The 19,243-nt window shown below is 55.5% G+C and carries 25 protein-coding genes, 1 tRNA gene and 1 pseudogene; 14 read left to right on the top strand and 13 right to left on the bottom strand.

All coding sequences use genetic code 11. The features are described 5' to 3' along the window. Positions 1 to 66: 66 nt before the first annotated feature. Entirely contained in the window at positions 67 to 351 is a 285-nt protein-coding gene (locus PSH69_RS06470; protein WP_305411432.1) for a type II toxin-antitoxin system RelE/ParE family toxin, read from the bottom strand. Continuing rightward, positions 341 to 580, bottom strand: coding sequence for a CopG family ribbon-helix-helix protein (locus PSH69_RS06475; RefSeq protein WP_019647939.1), 240 nt, complete (start codon positions 578 to 580; stop codon positions 341 to 343). Before PSH69_RS06475 ends, PSH69_RS06470 begins: the two co-directional genes overlap by 11 nt. A gap of 164 nt (positions 581 to 744) precedes the next feature. Between PSH69_RS06475 and fos the strand changes: the two genes are divergently transcribed. The 5 genes and pseudogenes from fos (at position 745) to PSH69_RS06500 (ending at position 3,739) form a co-directional block, all read left to right on the top strand. Next, entirely contained in the window at positions 745 to 1,161 is a 417-nt protein-coding gene (gene fos, locus PSH69_RS06480; protein ID WP_305411433.1) for a fosfomycin resistance glutathione transferase, read from the top strand. 36 nt (positions 1,162 to 1,197) lie between these two features. Next, positions 1,198 to 1,436 (top strand): annotated as a pseudogene (locus PSH69_RS06485) (LysE family translocator); the annotation flags it as partial. A 103-nt stretch (positions 1,437 to 1,539) separates the two neighbouring features. Beyond that, positions 1,540 to 2,889 carry a diguanylate cyclase domain-containing protein gene (locus tag PSH69_RS06490; RefSeq protein ID WP_305411434.1) on the top strand — a complete coding sequence of 450 codons (1,350 nt, stop codon included), beginning with the start codon at positions 1,540 to 1,542 and terminating at the stop codon, positions 2,887 to 2,889. A gap of 116 nt (positions 2,890 to 3,005) precedes the next feature. After that, complete coding sequence (locus PSH69_RS06495) at positions 3,006 to 3,161, top strand: stress protein (RefSeq protein WP_086944868.1); 156 nt, start codon at positions 3,006 to 3,008, stop codon at positions 3,159 to 3,161. A gap of 74 nt (positions 3,162 to 3,235) precedes the next feature. Then, positions 3,236 to 3,739, top strand: a complete 504-nt coding sequence (locus PSH69_RS06500; RefSeq protein WP_305411435.1) for a DUF4142 domain-containing protein — start codon at positions 3,236 to 3,238, stop codon at positions 3,737 to 3,739. Between the two features lie 42 nt (positions 3,740 to 3,781). On the opposite strand, the gene PSH69_RS06505 is transcribed toward PSH69_RS06500, so the two are convergent. The 3 genes from PSH69_RS06505 to PSH69_RS06515 form a co-directional block, all read right to left on the bottom strand. Further along, entirely contained in the window at positions 3,782 to 4,189 is a 408-nt protein-coding gene (locus tag PSH69_RS06505) for a low affinity iron permease family protein (protein WP_086944816.1), read from the bottom strand. 208 nt (positions 4,190 to 4,397) lie between these two features. Continuing rightward, positions 4,398 to 4,928, bottom strand: a complete 531-nt coding sequence (locus PSH69_RS06510; RefSeq protein ID WP_370695230.1) for a DUF2867 domain-containing protein — start codon at positions 4,926 to 4,928, stop codon at positions 4,398 to 4,400. A 23-nt stretch (positions 4,929 to 4,951) separates the two neighbouring features. Continuing rightward, positions 4,952 to 5,620, bottom strand: a complete 669-nt coding sequence (locus PSH69_RS06515; RefSeq protein ID WP_305411436.1) for a DJ-1/PfpI family protein — start codon at positions 5,618 to 5,620, stop codon at positions 4,952 to 4,954. Between the two features lie 126 nt (positions 5,621 to 5,746). Between PSH69_RS06515 and PSH69_RS06520 the strand changes: the two genes are divergently transcribed. Next, a complete protein-coding gene (locus PSH69_RS06520; RefSeq protein ID WP_305411437.1) occupies positions 5,747 to 6,301 on the top strand; it encodes a TetR/AcrR family transcriptional regulator in 555 nt (184 codons plus the stop codon). Positions 6,302 to 6,503: 202 nt separating this feature from the next. Here PSH69_RS06520 and PSH69_RS06525 read toward each other — a convergent pair whose 3' ends face one another. After that, positions 6,504 to 7,892, bottom strand: coding sequence for an amino acid permease (locus tag PSH69_RS06525; protein WP_086944819.1), 1,389 nt, complete (start codon positions 7,890 to 7,892; stop codon positions 6,504 to 6,506). A gap of 268 nt (positions 7,893 to 8,160) precedes the next feature. Between PSH69_RS06525 and PSH69_RS06530 the strand changes: the two genes are divergently transcribed. Continuing rightward, positions 8,161 to 8,619, top strand: a complete 459-nt coding sequence (locus PSH69_RS06530) for an Lrp/AsnC family transcriptional regulator (RefSeq protein WP_111454825.1) — start codon at positions 8,161 to 8,163, stop codon at positions 8,617 to 8,619. A gap of 84 nt (positions 8,620 to 8,703) precedes the next feature. Here PSH69_RS06530 and PSH69_RS06535 read toward each other — a convergent pair whose 3' ends face one another. Further along, positions 8,704 to 9,243 (bottom strand): AidA/PixA family protein, encoded by a 540-nt coding sequence (locus tag PSH69_RS06535; RefSeq protein WP_305411438.1) that lies wholly within the window; start codon positions 9,241 to 9,243, stop codon positions 8,704 to 8,706. Between the two features lie 125 nt (positions 9,244 to 9,368). Then, on the bottom strand, positions 9,369 to 9,872 hold the full coding sequence (locus PSH69_RS06540) for an inclusion body family protein (protein ID WP_138866201.1): 504 nt from the start codon (positions 9,870 to 9,872) through the stop codon (positions 9,369 to 9,371). Positions 9,873 to 10,312: 440 nt separating this feature from the next. On the opposite strand from PSH69_RS06540, the gene PSH69_RS06545 reads away from it, so the two are divergent. Both PSH69_RS06545 and tam read left to right on the top strand, forming a co-directional pair. Beyond that, positions 10,313 to 10,642 (top strand): YXWGXW repeat-containing protein, encoded by a 330-nt coding sequence (locus PSH69_RS06545; protein WP_305411439.1) that lies wholly within the window; start codon positions 10,313 to 10,315, stop codon positions 10,640 to 10,642. A gap of 71 nt (positions 10,643 to 10,713) precedes the next feature. Then, positions 10,714 to 11,484 carry a trans-aconitate 2-methyltransferase gene (gene tam, locus PSH69_RS06550; protein WP_305411440.1) on the top strand — a complete coding sequence of 257 codons (771 nt, stop codon included), beginning with the start codon at positions 10,714 to 10,716 and terminating at the stop codon, positions 11,482 to 11,484. A 51-nt stretch (positions 11,485 to 11,535) separates the two neighbouring features. On the opposite strand, the gene PSH69_RS06555 is transcribed toward tam, so the two are convergent. The 3 genes from PSH69_RS06555 to PSH69_RS06565 all read right to left on the bottom strand — a co-directional run bounded on the left by PSH69_RS06555 (position 11,536) and on the right by PSH69_RS06565 (position 12,773). Continuing rightward, the gene (locus tag PSH69_RS06555) at positions 11,536 to 11,943 is read right to left on the bottom strand and encodes a type II toxin-antitoxin system HicB family antitoxin (protein WP_008036180.1); all 408 of its coding nucleotides are present in this window, start codon (positions 11,941 to 11,943) and stop codon (positions 11,536 to 11,538) included. A 36-nt stretch (positions 11,944 to 11,979) separates the two neighbouring features. Continuing rightward, entirely contained in the window at positions 11,980 to 12,159 is a 180-nt protein-coding gene (locus tag PSH69_RS06560) for a type II toxin-antitoxin system HicA family toxin (protein WP_007984690.1), read from the bottom strand. A gap of 266 nt (positions 12,160 to 12,425) precedes the next feature. Further along, positions 12,426 to 12,773, bottom strand: a complete 348-nt coding sequence (locus PSH69_RS06565) for a hypothetical protein (protein ID WP_111454828.1) — start codon at positions 12,771 to 12,773, stop codon at positions 12,426 to 12,428. A gap of 321 nt (positions 12,774 to 13,094) precedes the next feature. Between PSH69_RS06565 and PSH69_RS06570 the strand changes: the two genes are divergently transcribed. Genes PSH69_RS06570 through PSH69_RS06590 form a run of 5 tightly spaced genes read left to right on the top strand, consistent with a single transcriptional unit; the run spans position 13,095 to position 18,125 of the window. Next, positions 13,095 to 14,567, top strand: a complete 1,473-nt coding sequence (locus PSH69_RS06570) for a cytochrome c oxidase subunit II (RefSeq protein WP_305412795.1) — start codon at positions 13,095 to 13,097, stop codon at positions 14,565 to 14,567. 48 nt (positions 14,568 to 14,615) lie between these two features. Beyond that, entirely contained in the window at positions 14,616 to 16,391 is a 1,776-nt protein-coding gene (gene ctaD / locus PSH69_RS06575; RefSeq protein WP_305412797.1) for a cytochrome c oxidase subunit I, read from the top strand. Beyond that, positions 16,388 to 17,074 (top strand): cytochrome c oxidase subunit 3, encoded by a 687-nt coding sequence (locus PSH69_RS06580; RefSeq protein WP_305411442.1) that lies wholly within the window; start codon positions 16,388 to 16,390, stop codon positions 17,072 to 17,074. The genes ctaD and PSH69_RS06580 overlap by 4 nt, the downstream gene beginning before the upstream one ends. Positions 17,075 to 17,080: 6 nt before the next feature. Beyond that, on the top strand, positions 17,081 to 17,794 hold the full coding sequence (locus PSH69_RS06585) for a heme-copper oxidase subunit III family protein (protein WP_305411443.1): 714 nt from the start codon (positions 17,081 to 17,083) through the stop codon (positions 17,792 to 17,794). 13 nt (positions 17,795 to 17,807) lie between these two features. Further along, a complete protein-coding gene (locus PSH69_RS06590; RefSeq protein ID WP_007935708.1) occupies positions 17,808 to 18,125 on the top strand; it encodes a cytochrome C oxidase subunit IV family protein in 318 nt (105 codons plus the stop codon). A 51-nt stretch (positions 18,126 to 18,176) separates the two neighbouring features. On the opposite strand, the gene PSH69_RS06595 is transcribed toward PSH69_RS06590, so the two are convergent. Continuing rightward, on the bottom strand, positions 18,177 to 18,731 hold the full coding sequence (locus tag PSH69_RS06595) for a hypothetical protein (protein WP_018926809.1): 555 nt from the start codon (positions 18,729 to 18,731) through the stop codon (positions 18,177 to 18,179). A gap of 264 nt (positions 18,732 to 18,995) precedes the next feature. After that, positions 18,996 to 19,069 (bottom strand) — tRNA-Gly (locus PSH69_RS06600). Positions 19,070 to 19,243 lie beyond the last annotated feature (174 nt).

Genomic DNA, 19,243 nt, shown 5'->3' on the forward strand with positions numbered 1-19,243 from the left:
ACTGGTGGGAATCAGGTGTGAACGGCTTGAGTAGGGGATAGGGCTCGGTTGATGTTCCACCCAGTGCTACAACGTAGTGGGTGGAAGACGTCGTGTATGGAAGACTCGTAGTACCTGTAAACGCCCTTGGCGAACTCGATAGGGAATCAGATAGGGCCGGTCTGGCAAGACCCATTCCCGAGTGCCAGGTAGTCGGCCTTCGCGGCCTGTAGCCGGGAGGCGAGCAAGGTGATCGACGGTGGTGAGAATGGCCTTGACGAAGTCTGCTGCGGCTTTTGGATTTTCCATTGCTATGTAGGCGGCTTCGTCATCCAGATTCTTTAATGCGGTACGCAACCACTCAACGCGCATTGGTTGTCCACTTGTCGGCGATTGCTTTCACTTCCTCTGGCGTTGCGAAGTCACCCGCGTCGGCTTCTTTCAGAGCTTTCTGAATCTCTTCGATTTGCCAGGCTTCCCGTGCCAGATATTCACGCAACGCATCCACGGCCAGAAATGACTTACTGCGGCCTGTCGCTTTGGCAAGATGGGCTAGGGTATCGGCGATTTCGTCTGGCAAACGCAGCGACATGATGGACATGACAATCTCGATGTAGTGGTTTGTAATACAACATACTACAACGTAATAAGGGGGTAGAGACCAGCCCGTTCGTCTGTCGTAACAATTGATTGAGCGGTCAAAAGCCGCGTCAGGCTCACTCTGAGCAGGCATCGTTGCAGAAGCACTTATCGAGTATCAAACCCATGCTAACCGGCCTCAACCACCTGACCCTCGCCGTCACTGACCTGGACCGCAGCGTGGGGTTCTATCGCGATCTGCTGCAACTTCAGCTTTCAGCCACTTGGGACACCGGCGCCTATCTCTCGCTACCCGGGCTGTGGCTGTGCCTTTCTCTCGATCCACTGCGCACCTGCGCGCCGGCCGCCGACTATACCCATTACGCCTTCAGCCTCGAAGCTGTGGACTTCCTGTCGTTCGTCAAACGCCTGCGATCCGCCAACGTGCGGGAATGGCGGGATAACCGCAGCGAAGGTGCGTCGTTCTATTTTCTCGACCCGGACGGGCACAAGCTCGAGGCACATGTCGGGTCTCTGGCGTCGCGGCTGGCGGCTTGTCGGCAGCGACCCTATGCGGGGATGAAGTTCTTCGACGATCAGTGAGTCGATGTTCGGCGTCCTGAGATAGAATTGCGTCCCTTGCCCTGCCGTGCAGAGTTACTGCATTGGTCCATGTTGCCCTGGTTGATCATCTTGAGCTCATTGGTGGCCTTTTGGCCTACGCTATTCTCATTGGCATCGTCGGTGCGCGTCAGGTGCGCAAGTTGTATCAGCGTCATGAACTGGCGATCACCCGCTTGTGCGGGGTCATGTTCATCGGTTTCGCCATCAATGCCCTGGTGCATGCGCTGCCTGGGCTGGTGACGAACAAGTCTTGAGGCTGAACGCAGGGAAGCGTCGGCTGCACAGTCATCGCTTGGGCGTATGACCGGTCAGGGAGGGTTGTTCAATGTTGCATTGTCCGGACATGCTCTCGGCATCATGGAAACCAGAAATTCCGCGCCATTGGCGAGTTACATCGATCTCTTGCTGGACGCCGTCTGTGCGGTGGACAAACAAGGTCGCTTCGTATTTGTCAGCGCGGCCTGCGAGCGCATTTTCGGTTACACCCCCGACGAGCTGATCGGCCAGTCGATGATCGACCTGGTTCACCCTGCCGACCGACAGCGTACCCTCGACGCCGCGCGGGAGATCATGGGGGGCGAACCCAAGCTCAACTTTGAAAATCGTTATCTGCGCAAGGACGGCCGGGTGGTGCACATTCTCTGGTCGGCACGCTGGTCGGAGGTCGATCAGTTGCGTATCGCCGTGGCGCGCGACATCACCGAGCGCAAACAGGCCGAGTCCCGACAAGCGGCGCTGTATGCAATCTCCGAAGCGGCCCACGCGGCGGAAGATTTGCTGGCGCTGTTCAAACGCATCCATTCGATCATCGGCGAATGGCTGCCGGCGTTGAATTTCTCCGTGGCACTGTATGACGAGCACTGCGCGCAGCTGAATTTTCCCTATCACGTCGACGACCATGAGCTGCAACCCGAGGATCCCGGGACTGTTACCGGGCGTTTGTGCGCAGAAGTGATTCGCAGTGGCTTGCCGATTCTGCTGACCCCGGATCAGGACAATCTGCCGGAAGGGTTTGCGGCATTGGTCAAGGGCCAGGACTCACCCTGCTGGCTGGGCGTGCCGTTGAGTTCGCAAAACGGCACCATCGGCGCCCTGATCGTCAAAAGCGTGCCGGGCGGCGAGCGCTACACCGAGCAAGACAAGGAGTTGCTGCAGTATGTTTGCGCCCAGGTCGCGACCGCGATTGAACGCAAGCAGTTGCACGCCCGGCTCCAGCGCATGGCCCAGTACGATCAACTGACTCAGCTGCCCAATCGCGAATTGCTGCGCGAACGCCTCAAAGCTTCGCTGGCGCTGGCCCGGGCAGACTCCGGTCGAATGGCGTTGCTCTATGTCGACCTCGACCGCTTCAAGCAAGTCAATGACACCTTCGGTCATGCGGTCGGTGACATGCTGCTGCAAGCGGTCGCCAATCGGCTCAAGGGCTGCGTGCGCGAAACCGACACGGTGGCGCGCATTGGTGGTGATGAATTTGTCGTGTTGTTGCACAGTATTCACGCCGCCGAAGATGCCGAGAATGTGGCGGGGAAAATCCGCCAGGTGCTGGTTCAGCCCCTGCGTCTGGACGGGCACAATCTGACGATCCAGCCGAGCATCGGCGTCGCGCGATACCCCGAACATGGCACCGAAGAAAAGCAGCTGTTCAGGCATGCCGATGAGGCAATGTACGCCGCCAAACGCCAGCACCATTCACGTCTCGAGGTCTGAAAATCCGTCACCGTTCGTCGTGACGTTGCCAGGTTTTCTAAACCTTTTCAGGCATGGAAATTCATATCCTATGCGGGCGTCTGCTCGCTGTGATCATCACCAAGAGGATGAGAACCATGCCTACTTCAAAAAATCCGAGCCCGGGTAGCGCCATCGATCGAACGAAGGCGTCTGAAGCCGCTCGCAAAGGTGGGAAAACTACCACGACGACTGTTGATAAAGACCCTGCCAAAGGCGGCATGGGCCGCAAAGGCGGTCAGAAAACTCCGTAATAGGTGAAGGTAGTTTTGTTTAATGGACGGGGGCGCAAGCTCCCGTTTGAATTTTCAGGAAGGAGGGCGCGACCATGAGCCGGATGGCCACCCGTTTACGCAATGCCGGTTTTGCCACGTTACTGGGCCTGTGCGCCAGCAGTGCCTTTGCCCAGTCTCCCGCCGAATTCGTCAATGAGGCGTCGGCCCAAGGCATGGCCGACATCGAAGCCAGCCGCCTGGCGCACCAGAAAACCGCATCCAAAGAGGTCAAGGATTACACCATCGTGGTGATCAACGATCGCACCACCGCCAACCAGCATCTGGCGAAAATTGCCAAGCAACTCGATTTACCGGTCGCGTCACGCGAAGAGGTGGTCGACAAGGCCAAAGCCTTGATACCGGAGATTAAGGACGATACCTCTTTCGATCAGGCGTACGTCGACAGTCAGGTAAAAACCACCCAGGAAGCCATCGAGCAACTTCAACAACAAGCGCAGACAACGGACGTGCCGCAAATCAAAGCCTTCGCCGAAGAAACCCTGCCCAAACTGCAAAACCATCTGCAAATGGCCAGGGCGCTGCAAGCCAGTCGTTAGTCAGTCTGTTGCGCGGGTGACGTCGGTCACCCGCTGCCGGGATCAATCCTGATTCGAATCCTTCTTGGTTTCCTCGACGACCGTGCCGTCCAGGGAAATCGTTTCCCCCTCGCCGAGGGTGCGATATTTCTTTCTCAACGCTTCCAGCTGTTTGAGGTCCAGGGACTCGAGCCCCAGCATCGCGTTCTGCGCGTCCTTGGTCACCCGCAATAACTCATCGATCTTCAAGTGCAAAATGTCCGTGTCACGGTTCTGGGTGTTCTGGATCAGGAACACCATCAGGAAGGTGATGATCGTGGTCGAGGTGTTGATGATCAGTTGCCAGGTATCGTTGAAATGAAAAATCGGCCCACTCAGGCCCCAAAGGACAATCAGAATGATCGCGCCCATAAATGTCCGGGGTTGGCCCGCCCATAGGGAGAGTTTCTGTGCGATTTTCGCGAATTTCATTGCCGTGCTCCTTATAGGGATGCGCCTGATTTTCAGACCGCACGGGTGTCATGAAAATTCTGTTTGAAAGCCCCGTGGTTGATGAAAAGCCGGGGCTTTGAAGGGCACTTGCTGCGTTTGGAATCTTTAGAGGTATAGAGGCCTGACGTTTGACATGAGAGCCTTGGCCAGGCTTGCCAGAACAACCTTACGATGGGCGGGTTAGGCCTTAGGGGCAGGTAGCCAGAGGCCAACCGATGCGCGCGGCACTGCGGAGGCTGGCCTTAACAACCAAGCGGTGAAATGGGGCAATAACGAAGATGTAGGCCCGGCCTAGACGGTTGTGGCACTGGACCACGGTTGAAAAAACGAGTTGGCGACTGCCTTCTGGCTCTGCCTCTCCAGAACATAGGATCGATATCCGGAAGTCGAGGTGCTTGTCGTCCTCTCCCAACACGATTTCAGTCTGGTTCGTGCTGTAGACCTTGAAGATTCCAATCCGATTAGCAAGTGATGCCAGATGTTTGGCGGTCTTGAGACCAAAACAGGCAACGATAGTGTCTCGGACTTTCATGAGCCATCCGATCCAGGATGGCTGGTGGGAAAGGATGAATCGAGCTAGCAAATCTGGATTGCTGGATGTGCCCGCAGGGAGCCGAATCGCAAAAGCGTCCGCTAGGTTCATTGACTTGTAAAGGTGGGTGATGCCGGACCTCGAGGGGACTGGCACGGACATAATGAGCTCAAATTCTCGGGGCATCGGGGATCTCTCCTGAGTTCTAACTACCAATTAGACGACATGCCATGTCGCGTTTCTTGTTGCGATGGTTTGTCGTATAACGCTCCTTGTCGCCCTGTAAGTGCTTGTCGGATGCTGAACCCGATCAAGGCATCATAGAGCTCTTGCTGCCCAGCTGGCAGAACAGGGAGCAACGTCGCACGGCGCTTGTCGACATCGAACCAGGATTCAACCAACCATCCCACCAGATAGAGCGCCGAAAGGCATCCGCCAGCGGTTGCAACGTTCCCCTGGCATACAAGAGGCTGGTCCATGGATTCAAGTCCCAGAGCTTGCAAGCTCGATCGTGCATCCGGGTGTGTAGTTGCTTGGCCGCTGAGCAGCCCAAGCCGTTCGAGAATGAAAGCTCCGGCGCATATGGAGCCGATTCGCTGGCGTCTGGAGTCAAGTTCAAACGACAGCAGGAAATCTGGGGCGGCAAGTGCAGCGGGTATCCCTTCCTTGCCGCTGACGAACAATACCGCGTCGGCGCTATTGGCCTCGGAAAGCGGACCGTGCACCGAAACAGGCAGGCCGTGCGCCGATCGCACGATAGAGCTGGAAGCCAATATTCGGACGTGCCAGTCCTCGGTGTTGCGGCCTAAGATGTCCCACATCAGGAATAGGTCGATATCAGTGAATTGGTCGAAAGCAACCAGAACGATTTTCTTCAAGGCGAGCTCCATGAAAAGTGCTAGCGTGCAAAACGCAACGGCCATCTTTGCTGGTGTTCGCAGCGTATCAATCGGTTGCGCACCATACACAGTCTGTATGGCGCTAAACATGGAGCGAAATAACGGGTGAGAAAACTAACTCGTAACCATTGGATCGCGGCTGGTTTTGAGGCCCTCGACCAAATAGGGCATATCGGCGTTTCGGCCGAGAGTCTATCGCGCCGATTGAGTGTGACCCGCGGATCGTTCTATCACCATTTCCGCAATCGCGAAGACTTTGTCCGCACCTTGCTGGCCGCTTGGGAAGAAGACTACACGGAGCGCATGCTCGCTTATGCGGCGCAGGGTCGTAGCGCGGGCGAAACCTTGAAACGCTACTTGAGTATTGCCGCTGAGAAACAACCTGGGCGGGAAATTTCCATCCGAGCCTGGTCGCTGCATGATCCGTTGGTAGGCGAGTTTCAGCAGCGTGTTGATACAAGACGACTGGACTTCGCGATACGCACGTGCCGCCGCTTGGTCCATATGCCAGGCCAAGCAGAAGTGATTGGTCAGGTGGCCCATCTGTGCCTGATTGGTGGTCAACAGGCAGGGCTGCGGCGTGATGCCGCTCGCTTCAACAGTTTCCTGCATCGAGCCTTTTCACTTTTCGAAGGGGCTCTTCCACCGTGGCGGGCCTAAGTCATGAGCTAAATGGGGTAACTGAATAAATAGAGTTCGCCACTGCAAATGCGCGCCACTGCTCTCCTGGGGCTAAAAACAGGACAAATGAGGTGAGGGTTGACTGGCGAATGCAATCAGGTGCGCAACTGGAATGCAGTTTCGCACCTGAAAACTATTGGAGGTTGATTGACACTCCAAAGAGACCTGACGAAATGCTGGATTAATGCAATAACGAGCGGCGCCTCGCATAGGCGAAGTAGATCACCAGGCCAATGGCCAACCACGCCCCAAATGCCAGCCAGGTCGTCTGCTTGAGGAAGGTCATCAAGGTTACGCAGAACGCGATGGCGAGCAATGGAACAATGGGCACGCCCGGGCATCTGAATGCGCGAGGAAGATCGGGTCGGGTCTTGCGCAAGACGATCACTGCCACCGAGATCAGACTGAATGCGGCCAACGTACCGATGTTGATCAGCTCTGCGAGGACGTTCAGCGGAATCAGTGCCGAGATCAGCCCGAAGACTATTCCGACCATCCAGGTGGCGAAAAATGGGGTGCCGAATCGTGTATGAACCCTGGAAAGGCGCTGGGGAAGCAGTCCGTCGCGCGACATCGCGTAGATGATCCTGGTTTGACCGTAAGCCATCACCAGAATGACAGTCGTCATGCCAACGATTGCGCCTAAATCAACGAACCCGGCAACCCAGCTTTCACCGGCATGTTGCAACGCCAATGAAACCGGATGATCAACGCCAAGGAATTGGGCATAGGGCACGATGCCGGTCATGATCATTGAAACGGCAACGTATAACACCGCACAAACGGCCAAGGAACCGATAATACCGATGGGAAGGTCACGTGCCGGCTTTTTCACTTCTTCGGCGGCAGAGGAAACCGCATCGAAGCCAATAAAAGCAAAAAAAACCAAGGCCGAAGCACTCAAAATGCCATGGCCACCGAAGGGCGCGAAAGGTTGCCAGTTAGCCGGCTGAACATGTCGCACACCAACGGCGATGAAGAGCAGCACCACGGCGATTTTGATGATCACCATCACGTTGTTTACGCGCGCGGATTCCTTGATGCCCATGGAAAGCATCCAGGTAATTGCCAGCATAATCACCAGCGCGGGTAGGTTGAACCAGGTTTCCACACCGGGCAAAGAGCCTGGCGCCGCCGTAAGCACAACCGGAAGATTCAGCCCAAATCCGCTCAGCAGGGACTGGAAGTAACCCGACCACCCAACAGACACAGCCGAACTGGCCAGTCCGTATTCGAGCATCAGATCCCAGCCGATCATCCAGGCCACCAACTCTCCCAGTGTCGCGTAGCTGTAGGTGTAAATAGAGCCTGCTACCGGTACAGATGAGGCGAACTCGGCATAACAGAGCGCTGCAAATGCACAGGCCAACGCTGCTATCAGGAATGAAACCATAAGGGCCGGTCCCGCAGTCAATGCGCCGGTTCCGGTCAATACAAAGATGCCCGTCCCCACGATTGCACCGATACCAATCAGGACCAAATCCATCGGCCCCAGCACTTTTTTCAACCCTGCAGGCGCTCGGGCAGCAGCAATCATTGCGTCCAGGTCTTTTGTTCTGAAAATGCTCAATATTGCCTCCGTTGTTACTTATTTTTATTGTCAGAGCCAGTGGCTTGGGTGTCGGAAATGACAAGAAATTGTATTTCAGTGCCTCGAAAATTAGTTTTCGAAACGGGTCTGTATTTAGTTATTTTTCAGTCGTTAATTATCCAAAATGTGTTCTTTATGTAATTTTCTTTCTAGTATTTGTAGTTTCTAGAAATGGATGCTTGATCAAGGACCTGCGAGATGGGGCCAATCGCCCTACCGCGTACGCATTGTTAAAGGGAGAGAACACATGGCGGAAATGGATAAGGTTGATCGTTCAATTCTGGAAATTCTGCAAATGAATGGTCGCCTGACGAACGCCGAGATCGCCGCTCGTGTTTGCCTGTCAGCGCCAGCCTGCTGGAAGCGCCTGAAGCGCCTGGAAGAGGAGGTGATTGTCGGGTATCACGCGCACTTGAACCCGAAGACCATAGGGCTGGGACTTTTCGCTTTCATCAGCGTCACCCTCGATAGTCACTCCGAGCAAGCCATGGAACATTTCGAAGCGGGCGTCCTGGCGCTGCCCAACATTATTGCCTGTCACAAAGTGTCGGGGAAATACGACTACCTCCTGCAGGTAGTCGTCAAAGACATGGAGGCATTCCATGAACTCGCCATGCATCGCATACGTACGCTCGGCAATATCAAGGAAATGTACACCGGTTTTTCGCTCAAGGAGATCAAGCACTGCAATACCTTGCCACTGTAAGTGCCTGGACTTGCTCGTTTCCGTACGTACGGTGGTGTGAGAGGACGACGGCTGTGAAGCCGCCTCCTACTCGATAATCTTTATTCACGCCGACAGCGTCACCTCAGTCTTCCAGCTGAAATACCCGAGCGCTTCGCAGCGCTGGTTGATCAGCATGAAGCTCAGTTCGCAGGTTGCCACGCCCGTGCTCAGTTGCGAGCACTCCCAATAATGATCATCGGCCTTGTGGCTGCCCGGCTGGTTCGGGTTGGCGGGGTCGGGCGCGGGGACGGTCTGGTCGCCATGGACGATCAGTTTGGGCGGAGAAAGGATCCCGGTATCGTCCACCGTGATGTTGTGGAATACCACGCTGTGTTCGGCCAGCAAACTGACGGTCCTGCCGCGAATATGAAAGACTTTTCCGTTGTTGGTGGTTAGTGCAATTTTACTGTCATTTTTAACATTTTCTGCTGCTGATGTAGCGCTGATGCCGAAGATGAAGCCATCTTCAATCACGGTCGGCTTTTGCGGGTCAAGGCTGGGTTGCGGATAGCGCGAAAGCAGCGATTCGGCATCGACGACCAGCAGCACGCTATTGGCGGTCACGGTACTCGCCGAAGGGGGGGTAATCGGTTCGGAAGTCATCATGGATTCCTTTCATGATGTTGACGCAAAACGGTAACCGCTTCGGTTTCAAGCAAGACATCCTGTTCCAGCCGAGGCGGCAACGAACTGGGGTGACCCCTCGTTGCCGAGGGGCCAGGCCATCGTCAATTACGGATGGTAATGAACGGATCCCACGAGCAGCAGCCGACAATCTGGCAGTTGCGATCCACGATCAGGAAGTTGAAGTGATAGGTCACGCTGCCGCACGCAAGGGTCTCCGAAGACCAGTAATAGTTATCGACTTTCTGGCAACTGGGCACCGACGGGTTGCTGGTATTCGGAACGGCGACGCAGGCGGTAGCCTTGCGTGGCGTGGGCGTGGAGATCAACTCGTTGCCGGCGTTACCGATGAACTTGTAGAAAACCACTGCAGTCTCGAAGCTCTGCGACAGGCTGGTTTCACGCCAGCGAATCAAGTCGCCTACCTGGGCTTTCAAGTTGAGCTCGCCACCGGCCTGGCCACTCACCACGTTGTTCTGATTGGTCACCATGTACACATGATTGACGTCGATCATCGTCGGCGAAGCAGGGTTTTTGCTGATGTTCGGGTAGTTTTTCAGAATGGTTTCAGTGTCGATGGAAACAAGTACATCCGTGACTCGAGACATAGTGAAGCTCCTTTTAACATAGTGATTGTCTGGCTACTTACCAGGCACGACAACGCTTGCTTGCCTTGTGGCCGTTGCGAACACACTACTGGGGAACCCACTCGATCACGGGTACGAGCTGGCCTTGCTCCTTGCCTTGAAATGACGGGTTGGGTTCCTTCCAACAGGCCGCGATAGGACTATAGATGCCATTTTCATGCTGTCAAAACTGCTTTGCCGGTCGGTCGACGAACGGTCATTTCGGTTATGGCTTCCTACGATTTGGCGATAAAAAAGGCTCATCCAGATCCTCTGTGTTTTCCGATCGTCAAGTGATCCGGGTTCAGGCAATAGACAGACAAGACCTGTTAAAAAAGCAGTGAGCCAGGCAGGAGCATGGTTGAAAAGGGGGCGTTTTTTGCTGGTTCACTCAACTTGGCTTTCAAGCCAGAGGAGGCGGCATGTTGTTACGTTACATGGTGTTGCTGGCAGTGGTGGTTACCGCGGCGGGTTGTGTGCAGGAACGGGTCGTTCATGACCGGCGTCCTGTGCAGCGTGAATATGTTGAGGTCATCGCACCGCAGGCGCCGCCGGAACGCGTTATCGAGGTAGAGCCTGCGGGGCGACCGGGTTACCTCTGGTCCAGGGGGTACTGGCGTTGGGAAGGCGGGCGTTATGTCGCGGTTCATGGCCATTGGGTCCCGGAGCGACCGGGGTATCGTTATGTGCATCCGCACTGGGAGCAACGTAACGATGGCTGGCATTGGCGGGTGGGGGCGTGGGTTAACTGACGCGGACGATGTATCGTAGCCAACCGGTTGTCTGCCTCTGGCGACAACAATGCACCCGACAGGAGAGCGATATGAGTTGGTCCGCCAAACAATACGTAGCTTTCGAAGATGAGCGCACGCGCCCGGCGCGTGACTTGCTGGCCGCCATCCCTGCGGTGGACGTCCGTTCGGCCATCGATATCGGTTGTGGCCCCGGTAATTCGACCGAGTTGCTGGTGCAGCGTTTTCCCGATGCCGCGGTGCGTGGGCTGGACAGTTCGACCGATATGATCGAGGCCGCCCGCAAGCGTTTGCCTCAGGTACGTTTCGACGTTGCTGACATTGATACCTGGAGCGACACCGGCCCGTTTGACGTGATCTTCGCCAATGCGGTGCTGCAGTGGGTGCCGGATCACGCCAGGTTGCTGCCATCACTGGTGAACAGGCTCACGCCCGGCGGCAGCCTGGCGATCCAGATGCCCGATAACCTCAACGAACCGTCGCACCGGTTGATGCGCGAGGTCGCAGCGAACGGCCCTTGGGCTGACAAGCTGGCAAGGGCTGCCGGCCTGCGAACGGAAATGGAGGGTGCAAGCGGCTACTACTCAATGCTGCGTGGCCACTGCACTCGCGTCGATGTATGGCGCACCACTTACTATCATCCGCTCGCGGACGGCGCATCGGGCGTGGTCGAGTGGTTCAAGGGCTCCGGTTTGCGGCCTTTTCTCGAACCATTGGATGACGTGGAACGGGCGCACTATCTCAAGCAGTATCAGGCGGCAATCGAGCGGGCCTATCCGGCGCTGAGCGATGGTTCGGTGCTGCTGCCGTTTCCGCGGTTGTTCATGGTGGCAACGCGCTGACGAATCAAAGGGGACACATTTGTCCCCTTGATTGACCCGATTTTCAGGCTATCAACTTTGCTGCAAGACCTTGAGCGCCGCCGAGGCCAGAAACCCGGAGCGACTTTTCTCTTCCGGATGGTGCAATACGTACTCATCGATGCGGTTGAGCAGATAGCCGGGCAGGGTGATGTTGAGTTTCTGCGCCTTGCCCAGGTATTTGGTGACATCGATATCCACCACGGCCCACGTGCACCCTGCGTACTGTGGATTGGCCGCATGCAGGGTCACTTTGTTGGCGGGCGGAATCGGTGATCCGTCTTCGGCCAGAATCTCGAAATGACCTTCGATGGCTTCGCGAGCCATGGCCATGGCGTCATCCAGATCTTCACCGGCGGAGAAGCAACCCGGAATATCCGGAACTTCTACGCCCCAGGCGTGTTCGTCATCACCCATGGAAATCGCGATGGGGTAAAGCATGTTCGTTATCCTCCGAGGGCGCAGTCCATCGGTTCGTCAGAGCAGCGCCTGTTGCAAAATACTAATGGCCGTTTTCTTGAGCAGGTCCTTTTTCGGGTGAGGAACCGTCACCAGTCCAGGCTTGGTCGGATGCTTGAAGTGGTGATGACTCCCCCTGATTCGTACCAGATACCAGCCGTCCGCGACGATTTGGCTTATCAAAAACCGGCTATTCACATCACCTCCCTGTGGTGTGCTTGTGGTTACTATACCTACTGAAAATCACTAATCAACACTATAACCACCAATACACCCTGGATACGGATGGAAGAGCGGCCTGAAACGAGTCTAGGAGGGTATGTCGCGATGGTTTGGGTAGAACCCGTTTTCTGTATTGCAGGGTTTTGCCGCAGCGCTGAAGCGCCAGGAATACTCAAATTTCAGGCATAAAAAACCGGCCGCTGCGGACCGGTTTTTGCGTTCCCGCGCATCATGCGGCGTTTCTAAAGCAACTGATCAATCATAACCGCGTTGGTATAGATCACGCTGCCATCGCTCGCTCGATGCCCGACCAAATGGAACTGACCTCGCTCGTAATCGTGCTCTTTATGTATATAGACGCGCATTTGGCAATCGGACAAGGGGCCGCATCCCTCTGGCAAGACCAAATCCATTGTGCTCATGTCGACGTCGACCATGGCTTCACGCTCATGGGTCTTCTGCAGGCGTTCTTCAGCTTCCTCCAGACGCAGATGGAGGGGGCCGTCGACGTAAAAATGGATCTCACCGACCGGGATGGACTTCTGGTCGGGACTGGGCTTGCACCAGCCTTCGAGCGTCAGGGCACTCATGACAAAACCTCCATCGTGGACTGCTGGGCTACTGGACTCGGTGGCTATTGTCCCTTCTCAATGCCATCACTTGTCTGACTGCTACGCATAGGCAGGGTTCGTTTTTTTGGGCCGCTGCTGGCCAATCTCTGCCGTCCGTAATCTGAAATTGAGTATAGCTGGCAACCGGACCTCGCTTGCCCACCTCACGGTCCAGCCCGATGGCTCTATACTTCTTACTGACTTTGCCACCGGGATGGGTGGCAGTTGTCTGCCCTGCTTGGACGTCAGCGGCGATGCTTTGGCATAACCAATGAGCAACAGGAACAGGATGAAGAGAACATGGCAATAGCAATTGTCTTGATACTAATCGTTATTGCATCAGTACTCTTCAATATACTCGCGCCCTGGCATGCAACACCGGCAGCTTCCAACTGGGGATCCATAGACACCACCCTGTTTATCACCCTGATCATTAGCGGAATATTTTTCATCGCCATCACGGTTTTTATGGCGGTGGCGGTGATGCGTTATCGTCACAAGGAGGGATCCAGGGCGCACTACCAACCAGAAAGTAAAAAACTGGAACTATGGTTAATTATCGTTACTTCGGTAGGTATTGTCGCCATGTTGGCGCCAGGCCTGGTTGTTTACGATGATTTTATCCGGGTACCGAAAAATGCCTATGAGCTTGAAGTGATCGCCCAGCAGTGGCAGTGGGCCTTTCGCTTCCCTGGCCAAGACGGGAAGTTGGGTAAGTCAGATATCAAATTTGTTGATTCCACCAACCCCCTCGGCCTTGATCCCAATGATCCTGCCGGGCAGGACGATGTACTGATAAAAAGCAATGAAGTTCGTCTTCCGCTCGATAAGCCGGTGAAAGTTTTACTGCGATCCAAAGATGTGCTGCACGATTTCTATGTTCCGCAAATCCGCAGCAAGATGGACATGGTGCCGGGGATGGTGTCGTACTTTTGGTTTACTCCGACCAAAACCGGAAAGTATGAAATTCTTTGCGCTGAATATTGTGGTGTCGGTCATTACAACATGCGCGGCCAGATGATCGTGGAAGAGCAGGGCGCCTTCGATCAATGGCTGAACAGCCAACCGACGTTTGCACAGACATTAGCCACGGCTGCCAAGCCCAGTCAGGACAGCGTGCTGGAAAAAGGCCGCCAGTTGGTCGAAAAATACGGTTGCGGGGCCTGCCATAGCCAGGATGGCAGTGCCAGTCTCGGCCCGGGATGGAAGGGCTTGTATGGCCGCACTGAACAGCTTGCCGATGGCAGCAGCGTGCAGGTCGATGAGGCTTACCTGAAAGAGTCGATCCTCGATCCGAAGGCCCGCCTGGTACAAGGCTACCCGCCGGTCATGGTGACCTATACTCTCAATGACGATGAACTGGGTGCACTCATCGCCCTGATCAAATCACTGGGTGCTGCGCGACAAGGCGACGAATCTGCTGCCGGCCAAGCGCCGGGCCCAGGTGAGGACCTGGCGGCGCAGGGACAGCGGTTGGCCGAATCGCTCGGCTGCCTGGCCTGCCACAGTGTTGATGGCAGCAAGGGCATCGGTCCCAGCTGGCAGGGTCTGTACGGCAAGACCGAAACCCTTGCCGACGGTACGAGCATCAAGGTCGATGAGGGCTATATAAAAGACTCGGTTCTTAATCCCGCTGCCAAAATCGTCAAGGGGTATGCACCCGTCATGCCGGTCTTTGCTCCCAGCGATAAGGAGTTGAATGCACTGATCGCCTTTATCAAATCCAAAGCGAATGCCGACGCTGATACGAGCAAGGCGCAGCCAGGGAAATAGCCGTAAGCAGCCAGCAGTACACCGAAACTTCGACAGGAGGATGACGTGATGGCCTATGCGGAGCAAGCCGAAACAGAAGCACTGCACGAGCCTAAAAGTTTCCTGACCAAATACATCTGGAGTCAGGACCACAAGGTCATAGCCATTCAATACTCCTTGACGGCTCTGTTCGTGGGGCTTATCGCCGTGGTGTTGTCCGACTTGATGCGCTTACAGATAGGCTTCCCCGGCAGTTTGGCGTTCATGGACGCCAATACTTACTATCAGGCGATGACCATGCACGGCATGATCATGGTCATTTATTTGCTGACGGCCCTGTTTCTGGGTGGCTTCGGTAACTATCTGATCCCACTGATGGTGGGCGCCCGCGACATGGTCTTCCCCTACGTCAACATGCTGAGCTACTGGTTCTACCTGGTGGCGGTACTGGTATTGCTCGCCGGTTTCTTTGTGCCGGGCGGTCCCACCGGTTCGGGCTGGACGCTCTATCCGCCGCAGTCCATCACCAAGGGGACACCCGGGGTCGAATGGGGCATTGTCCTGATGCTCGTCTCTCTGGCGATTTTTATTGTCGCCGCCACCATGGGCGGGCTGAACTACGTCACCACGGTATTGCAGGCACGCACGCACGGCATGACATTGTTTCGCATGCCACTCTCCGTATGGGGAATCTTCATGGCCTCGATCATGGCCTTGCTGGCCTTCCCGGCGTTGTTTGTCAGCGCGGTCATGATGCTGTTCGACAAGCTGTTGGGCACCAGCTTCTTTATGCCGGCGATCATCTCGCTGGGGCAGCAGCTCAATCATCAGGGCGGCAGCCCAATATTATTCCAGCACCTGTTCTGGTTCTTCGGCCACCCGGAAGTCTACATCGTGGCTCTTCCTGCATTTGGCCTGGTCTCCGACTTGATCAGCACCCATGCGCGTAAAAATATCTTCGGCTACCGAATGATGGTGTGGGCGATTATTGCGATTGGCGTGCTCAGCTTTGTGGTCTGGGCGCACCATATGTATGTCAGCGGGATGAACCCGTACTTCGGTTTTTTCTTCGCCGTCACCACCTTGATCATCGCGGTGCCGACTGCACTGAAAGTCTATAACTGGGTGTTGACCCTGTGGCGGGGCGACATTCATCTGACCGTGCCGATGCTGTTTGCCCTGGCCTTTATCGTTACCTTCCTGGTGGGCGGTCTGACAGGGTTGTTTCTCGGCAATGTGATCGTGGACATTCCGCTCTCGGACACCTATTTCGTCGTCGCCCATTTCCATATGGTCATGGGAGTCGCACCGGTACTGGTGGTGTTCGGCGGCATCTACCATTGGTTCCCGAAAGTCACCGGGCGCATGTTTAACGACACCCTGGGCAAGCTGCATTTCTGGATTACCTTTCTGGGCACCTACGCCATCTTCTTCCCCATGCACTACCTGGGATTCCAGGGCATGCCGCGCCGTTACTACGCCTATGAAAACTACGCGTTCATTCCGCAGTCGGCGCAAGAGTTGAATGCCTTCATTACGGTGGTCGCATTGACCGTCGGCGTTTCCCAGTTGCTGTTCGTGTTCAACCTGGCCTGGAGTGTATTCAAAGGCAAACCCGCGGGCAGTAACCCTTGGGGGGCGGCCAGTCTGGAATGGCAAACGCCGAACACCCCACCGGTACACGGTAACTGGGGAGCGAAACTGCCGGTGGTGCATCGCTGGGCCTATGACTACAGCGTGCCGGGGATAGAGCAGGATTTCGTGCCGCAAACGGTCTCTGCCGAGGAGCTGGAGCAAATGCGGCAACTCAGTGCCGGAACCAAGATAGCGGACGTTAAAACATGAACAGGCTGCTGTTGAGAAACGCCGACGACGCTGACCCCGGCGGCAGTTGGAATCGCGATCCTGAAGGTGTTCAGGCCGACGCCGATAGAAGCCAAACCGCAAAGGTAGGCCTGCGCTTGTTTCTGGCTGTGGTGAGTTCGTTATTCTTTCTCTTCCTGCTCGCCTTCATTGCCCGCTCACAAATGGCCGACTGGCTACCCCTGACAGACCCCTTGGCGCCTTTAGCCAACCCATGGCCGTTGTGGGTGAATTCGGCTTTTCTGGTACTGAGTTGCATCGCACTGCAGTGGTCGCGCATGGCCGCCCGACAGGCTCGACTGGACGCAACGGTCATGGGTTTTGTAGTGGGGGGGGTATTTGCAATTGCCTTTCTGACGGGACAAGTCTGGGTCTGGCAGCAGTTTGTCGCCTGGGGCTACTTTGTCGCCAGCAATCCGGCCAACAGTTTCTTCTACCTGTTGACCGGTGTGCATGGCCTTCACCTGTTGGGCGGGTTGATTGCCTGGGGCATAACCGTCGCCAAATTCCTGCGTCACGTGCCGTTGCGGCAACTCAGCACCAGCGTAGAGCTCTGTACCATCTATTGGCACTACTTATTGGGTCTTTGGTTCGTGCTATTCGCGCTGCTGACCAGCACGCCGCAAACCTATGAAGCCATCGCCAGATTCTGCGGCCTGAGGTGAAAAACCATGGCATCGCACCCATTAGCACCGGCCGAGTCAAGTTCATCCAATCCACCAAGCCCGCCGCCTGTCCCGGGATGGCAGGGCATCGCCAGCGACTGGGCCTCGGATAGGGAGGCTTTCAGGCAGGTCCCCTGGGGCAAGGCGATGATGTGGATATTCCTGCTCAGCGATACGTTTATATTCACCTGTTTTTTAACCGGCTACATGTCGGTCCGCATGACTATCACCGCCCCTTGGCCGAACCCCAGTGAGGTGTTCGCATTGACGATCGGCGGCAGAGAAATCCCGCTTATCCTGATCGCCATCATGACCTTTGTGCTGATCAGCAGCAGCGGCACCATGGCCATGGCCGTTAACTTCGCCTATCGCCGTGATCGTGCGAAAACCACGGCCCTGATGCTGGCGACCGCGGCCTTGGGCGTGACCTTTGTCAGCATGCAGGCATTTGAATGGAGCAAGCTCATCGCGGAAGGCGTGCGTCCCTGGGGGAACCCCATGGGCGCGGCACAATTTGGGGCCAGCTTCTTCATGATTACCGGTTTCCACGGGCTGCATGTGTCAATCGGCGCCATCTACCTCAGCATTGTGGCGATGAAAGTCATGCGAGGCGATTATGAGCGCTCCGGAAACTATCAGAACGTCGAAATAGCCGGGCTTTACTGGCACTTCGTGGATTTGGTGTGGGTGTTTATTTTTGCTTTCTTCTATTTATGGTAGAGGAGCACGGGTGATGGCGCATGCTCAGGGTCAACAACATCCAATAAGTTTGTACCTCAAAATCTGGGGGCTGTTATTCGTCCTCAGTACGATGTCGTATCTGGTCGATTACTTTCACTTCCATGGCTACCTTCGGTGGGCCCTGATTATCACTTTCATGTTGTTGAAGGCAGGTTTAATTGTCTCCATCTTCATGCACATGGCCTGGGAACGGTTGGCCATGGTCTACGCCATATTGGTGCCACCGTTATGTTTGCTGGTGCTCGTCGGGCTGATGGCCACCGAGGCGGATTATGTTTTCCTCAGCCGGGTCATTTTCTTCGGTCAATAAGCAGCTTACGGAGGGCTCTGAGCCTCCGGGGTCAACCCGCAGTAAATGGCGTTATATCGTTCGCTTGAACTGATGCCATTTGTGCAGCCAGGCGACTGTCCAGTGAGGGGATGCCGTACCCGTGCCGGCGATCTTCAGTTTTGGATGATGTTCAATGACCCGATCCAATACCGGCTCCTGATTCGGATCAACATCCACGAAGAAGATATGTTTGCCGTCTTCCACCATCTGTTTAAAGTTGCGGAAGTGCGCGTTAGGTACCTGAATACCAAAAAAGCCGCCTTCCCAGATGCAGAAGCCAAATATAACAATGGCAAGGAAGATAAAAGGTACCCAGCCTGCGGCGGTTTCGGTCCAGCCCAGCCAATAGGCACCGCCAAGGATCAGCGCTGCGAGTGGCACACCAACCACTGCACCAATCTCGCCAGAGTGAACAACATCCTGTTTCATCAACGAGTTGACCTCGTGGAGATGATGTTCTTCAACATCAGCCACTTGTTCGCTGAGCACATGAATTTGTTCGGTGTTGATGCCGTTGGCTTCCAGTTCGGTTTCAAGGGCTTCGAGATCGTCGAGATTGTCACTGATGTAATAGTGTCGGTTCATGCCACACCTCCCATCTCGTGTTGGCCGTAGGCCTCCTCTGTCCCGCAGCCGTAAACTGAGATTTGCAGTCGGTATCTGCGCCCGTGGGGAACGTTGCACACTTCATGCAATCCGTAGGAAGTATAGCATTCGCTAGTATGCGGGGCCGGAGGTGTCAAGGACTGGAGGGCCCCCAAATCCCAGGCACAAAAAAACCGGCCATTAAGGCCGGTTTTTTCTTTACTTGCATCCCCCGTCAAAAACGACGTGAGACTGAAATCTGATTGGAGCGGGTGAAGGGAATCGAACCCTCGTTATCAGCTTGGGAAGCTGGAGTAATGCCATTATACGACACCCGCTAAGAGCGGCTGACTTTGTACCAGATGTGAGCGCGGATTTGAAGTTTTTCTTTATGCGCGATGGCTTTAGCGCCGGGTGAAACACAATCAGCGACCGCGTGGCGGTCATTCGCGGGCAAGCCTCGCACCTACGGGAGTGCGTTCAACACAGTAGGGCGGGACTTGCTCGCGATG

Origin of the sequence: Pseudomonas sp. FP1740 (genome assembly GCF_030687165.1) — a bacterium.
Classification (GTDB): domain Bacteria; phylum Pseudomonadota; class Gammaproteobacteria; order Pseudomonadales; family Pseudomonadaceae; genus Aquipseudomonas.

Bases quoted from the DNA above. Each gene is read 5' to 3' on its own strand.
- PSH69_RS06595 (WP_018926809.1), bottom strand. From the start codon at position 18,731: ATGAACCGACACTATTACATCAGTGACAATCTCGACGATCTCGAAGCC.
- tam (WP_305411440.1), top strand. From the start codon at position 10,714: ATGAGTTGGTCCGCCAAACAATACGTAGCTTTCGAAGATGAGCGCACG.
- PSH69_RS06565 (WP_111454828.1), bottom strand. From the start codon at position 12,773: ATGAGTGCCCTGACGCTCGAAGGCTGGTGCAAGCCCAGTCCCGACCAG.
- PSH69_RS06490 (WP_305411434.1), top strand. From the start codon at position 1,540: ATGGAAACCAGAAATTCCGCGCCATTGGCGAGTTACATCGATCTCTTG.
- PSH69_RS06580 (WP_305411442.1), top strand. From the start codon at position 16,388: ATGAACAGGCTGCTGTTGAGAAACGCCGACGACGCTGACCCCGGCGGC.
- PSH69_RS06500 (WP_305411435.1), top strand. From the start codon at position 3,236: ATGAGCCGGATGGCCACCCGTTTACGCAATGCCGGTTTTGCCACGTTA.
- PSH69_RS06570 (WP_305412795.1), top strand. From the start codon at position 13,095: ATGGCAATAGCAATTGTCTTGATACTAATCGTTATTGCATCAGTACTC.
- PSH69_RS06510 (WP_370695230.1), bottom strand. From the start codon at position 4,928: ATGCCCCGAGAATTTGAGCTCATTATGTCCGTGCCAGTCCCCTCGAGG.
- fos (WP_305411433.1), top strand. From the start codon at position 745: ATGCTAACCGGCCTCAACCACCTGACCCTCGCCGTCACTGACCTGGAC.
- PSH69_RS06530 (WP_111454825.1), top strand. From the start codon at position 8,161: ATGGCGGAAATGGATAAGGTTGATCGTTCAATTCTGGAAATTCTGCAA.
- PSH69_RS06540 (WP_138866201.1), bottom strand. From the start codon at position 9,872: ATGTCTCGAGTCACGGATGTACTTGTTTCCATCGACACTGAAACCATT.
- ctaD (WP_305412797.1), top strand. From the start codon at position 14,616: ATGGCCTATGCGGAGCAAGCCGAAACAGAAGCACTGCACGAGCCTAAA.
- PSH69_RS06590 (WP_007935708.1), top strand. From the start codon at position 17,808: ATGGCGCATGCTCAGGGTCAACAACATCCAATAAGTTTGTACCTCAAA.
- PSH69_RS06545 (WP_305411439.1), top strand. From the start codon at position 10,313: ATGTTGTTACGTTACATGGTGTTGCTGGCAGTGGTGGTTACCGCGGCG.
- PSH69_RS06555 (WP_008036180.1), bottom strand. From the start codon at position 11,943: ATGCTTTACCCCATCGCGATTTCCATGGGTGATGACGAACACGCCTGG.
- PSH69_RS06585 (WP_305411443.1), top strand. From the start codon at position 17,081: ATGGCATCGCACCCATTAGCACCGGCCGAGTCAAGTTCATCCAATCCA.
- PSH69_RS06535 (WP_305411438.1), bottom strand. From the start codon at position 9,243: ATGACTTCCGAACCGATTACCCCCCCTTCGGCGAGTACCGTGACCGCC.
- PSH69_RS06495 (WP_086944868.1), top strand. From the start codon at position 3,006: ATGCCTACTTCAAAAAATCCGAGCCCGGGTAGCGCCATCGATCGAACG.
- PSH69_RS06475 (WP_019647939.1), bottom strand. From the start codon at position 580: ATGTCCATCATGTCGCTGCGTTTGCCAGACGAAATCGCCGATACCCTA.
- PSH69_RS06505 (WP_086944816.1), bottom strand. From the start codon at position 4,189: ATGAAATTCGCGAAAATCGCACAGAAACTCTCCCTATGGGCGGGCCAA.
- PSH69_RS06470 (WP_305411432.1), bottom strand. From the start codon at position 351: ATGCGCGTTGAGTGGTTGCGTACCGCATTAAAGAATCTGGATGACGAA.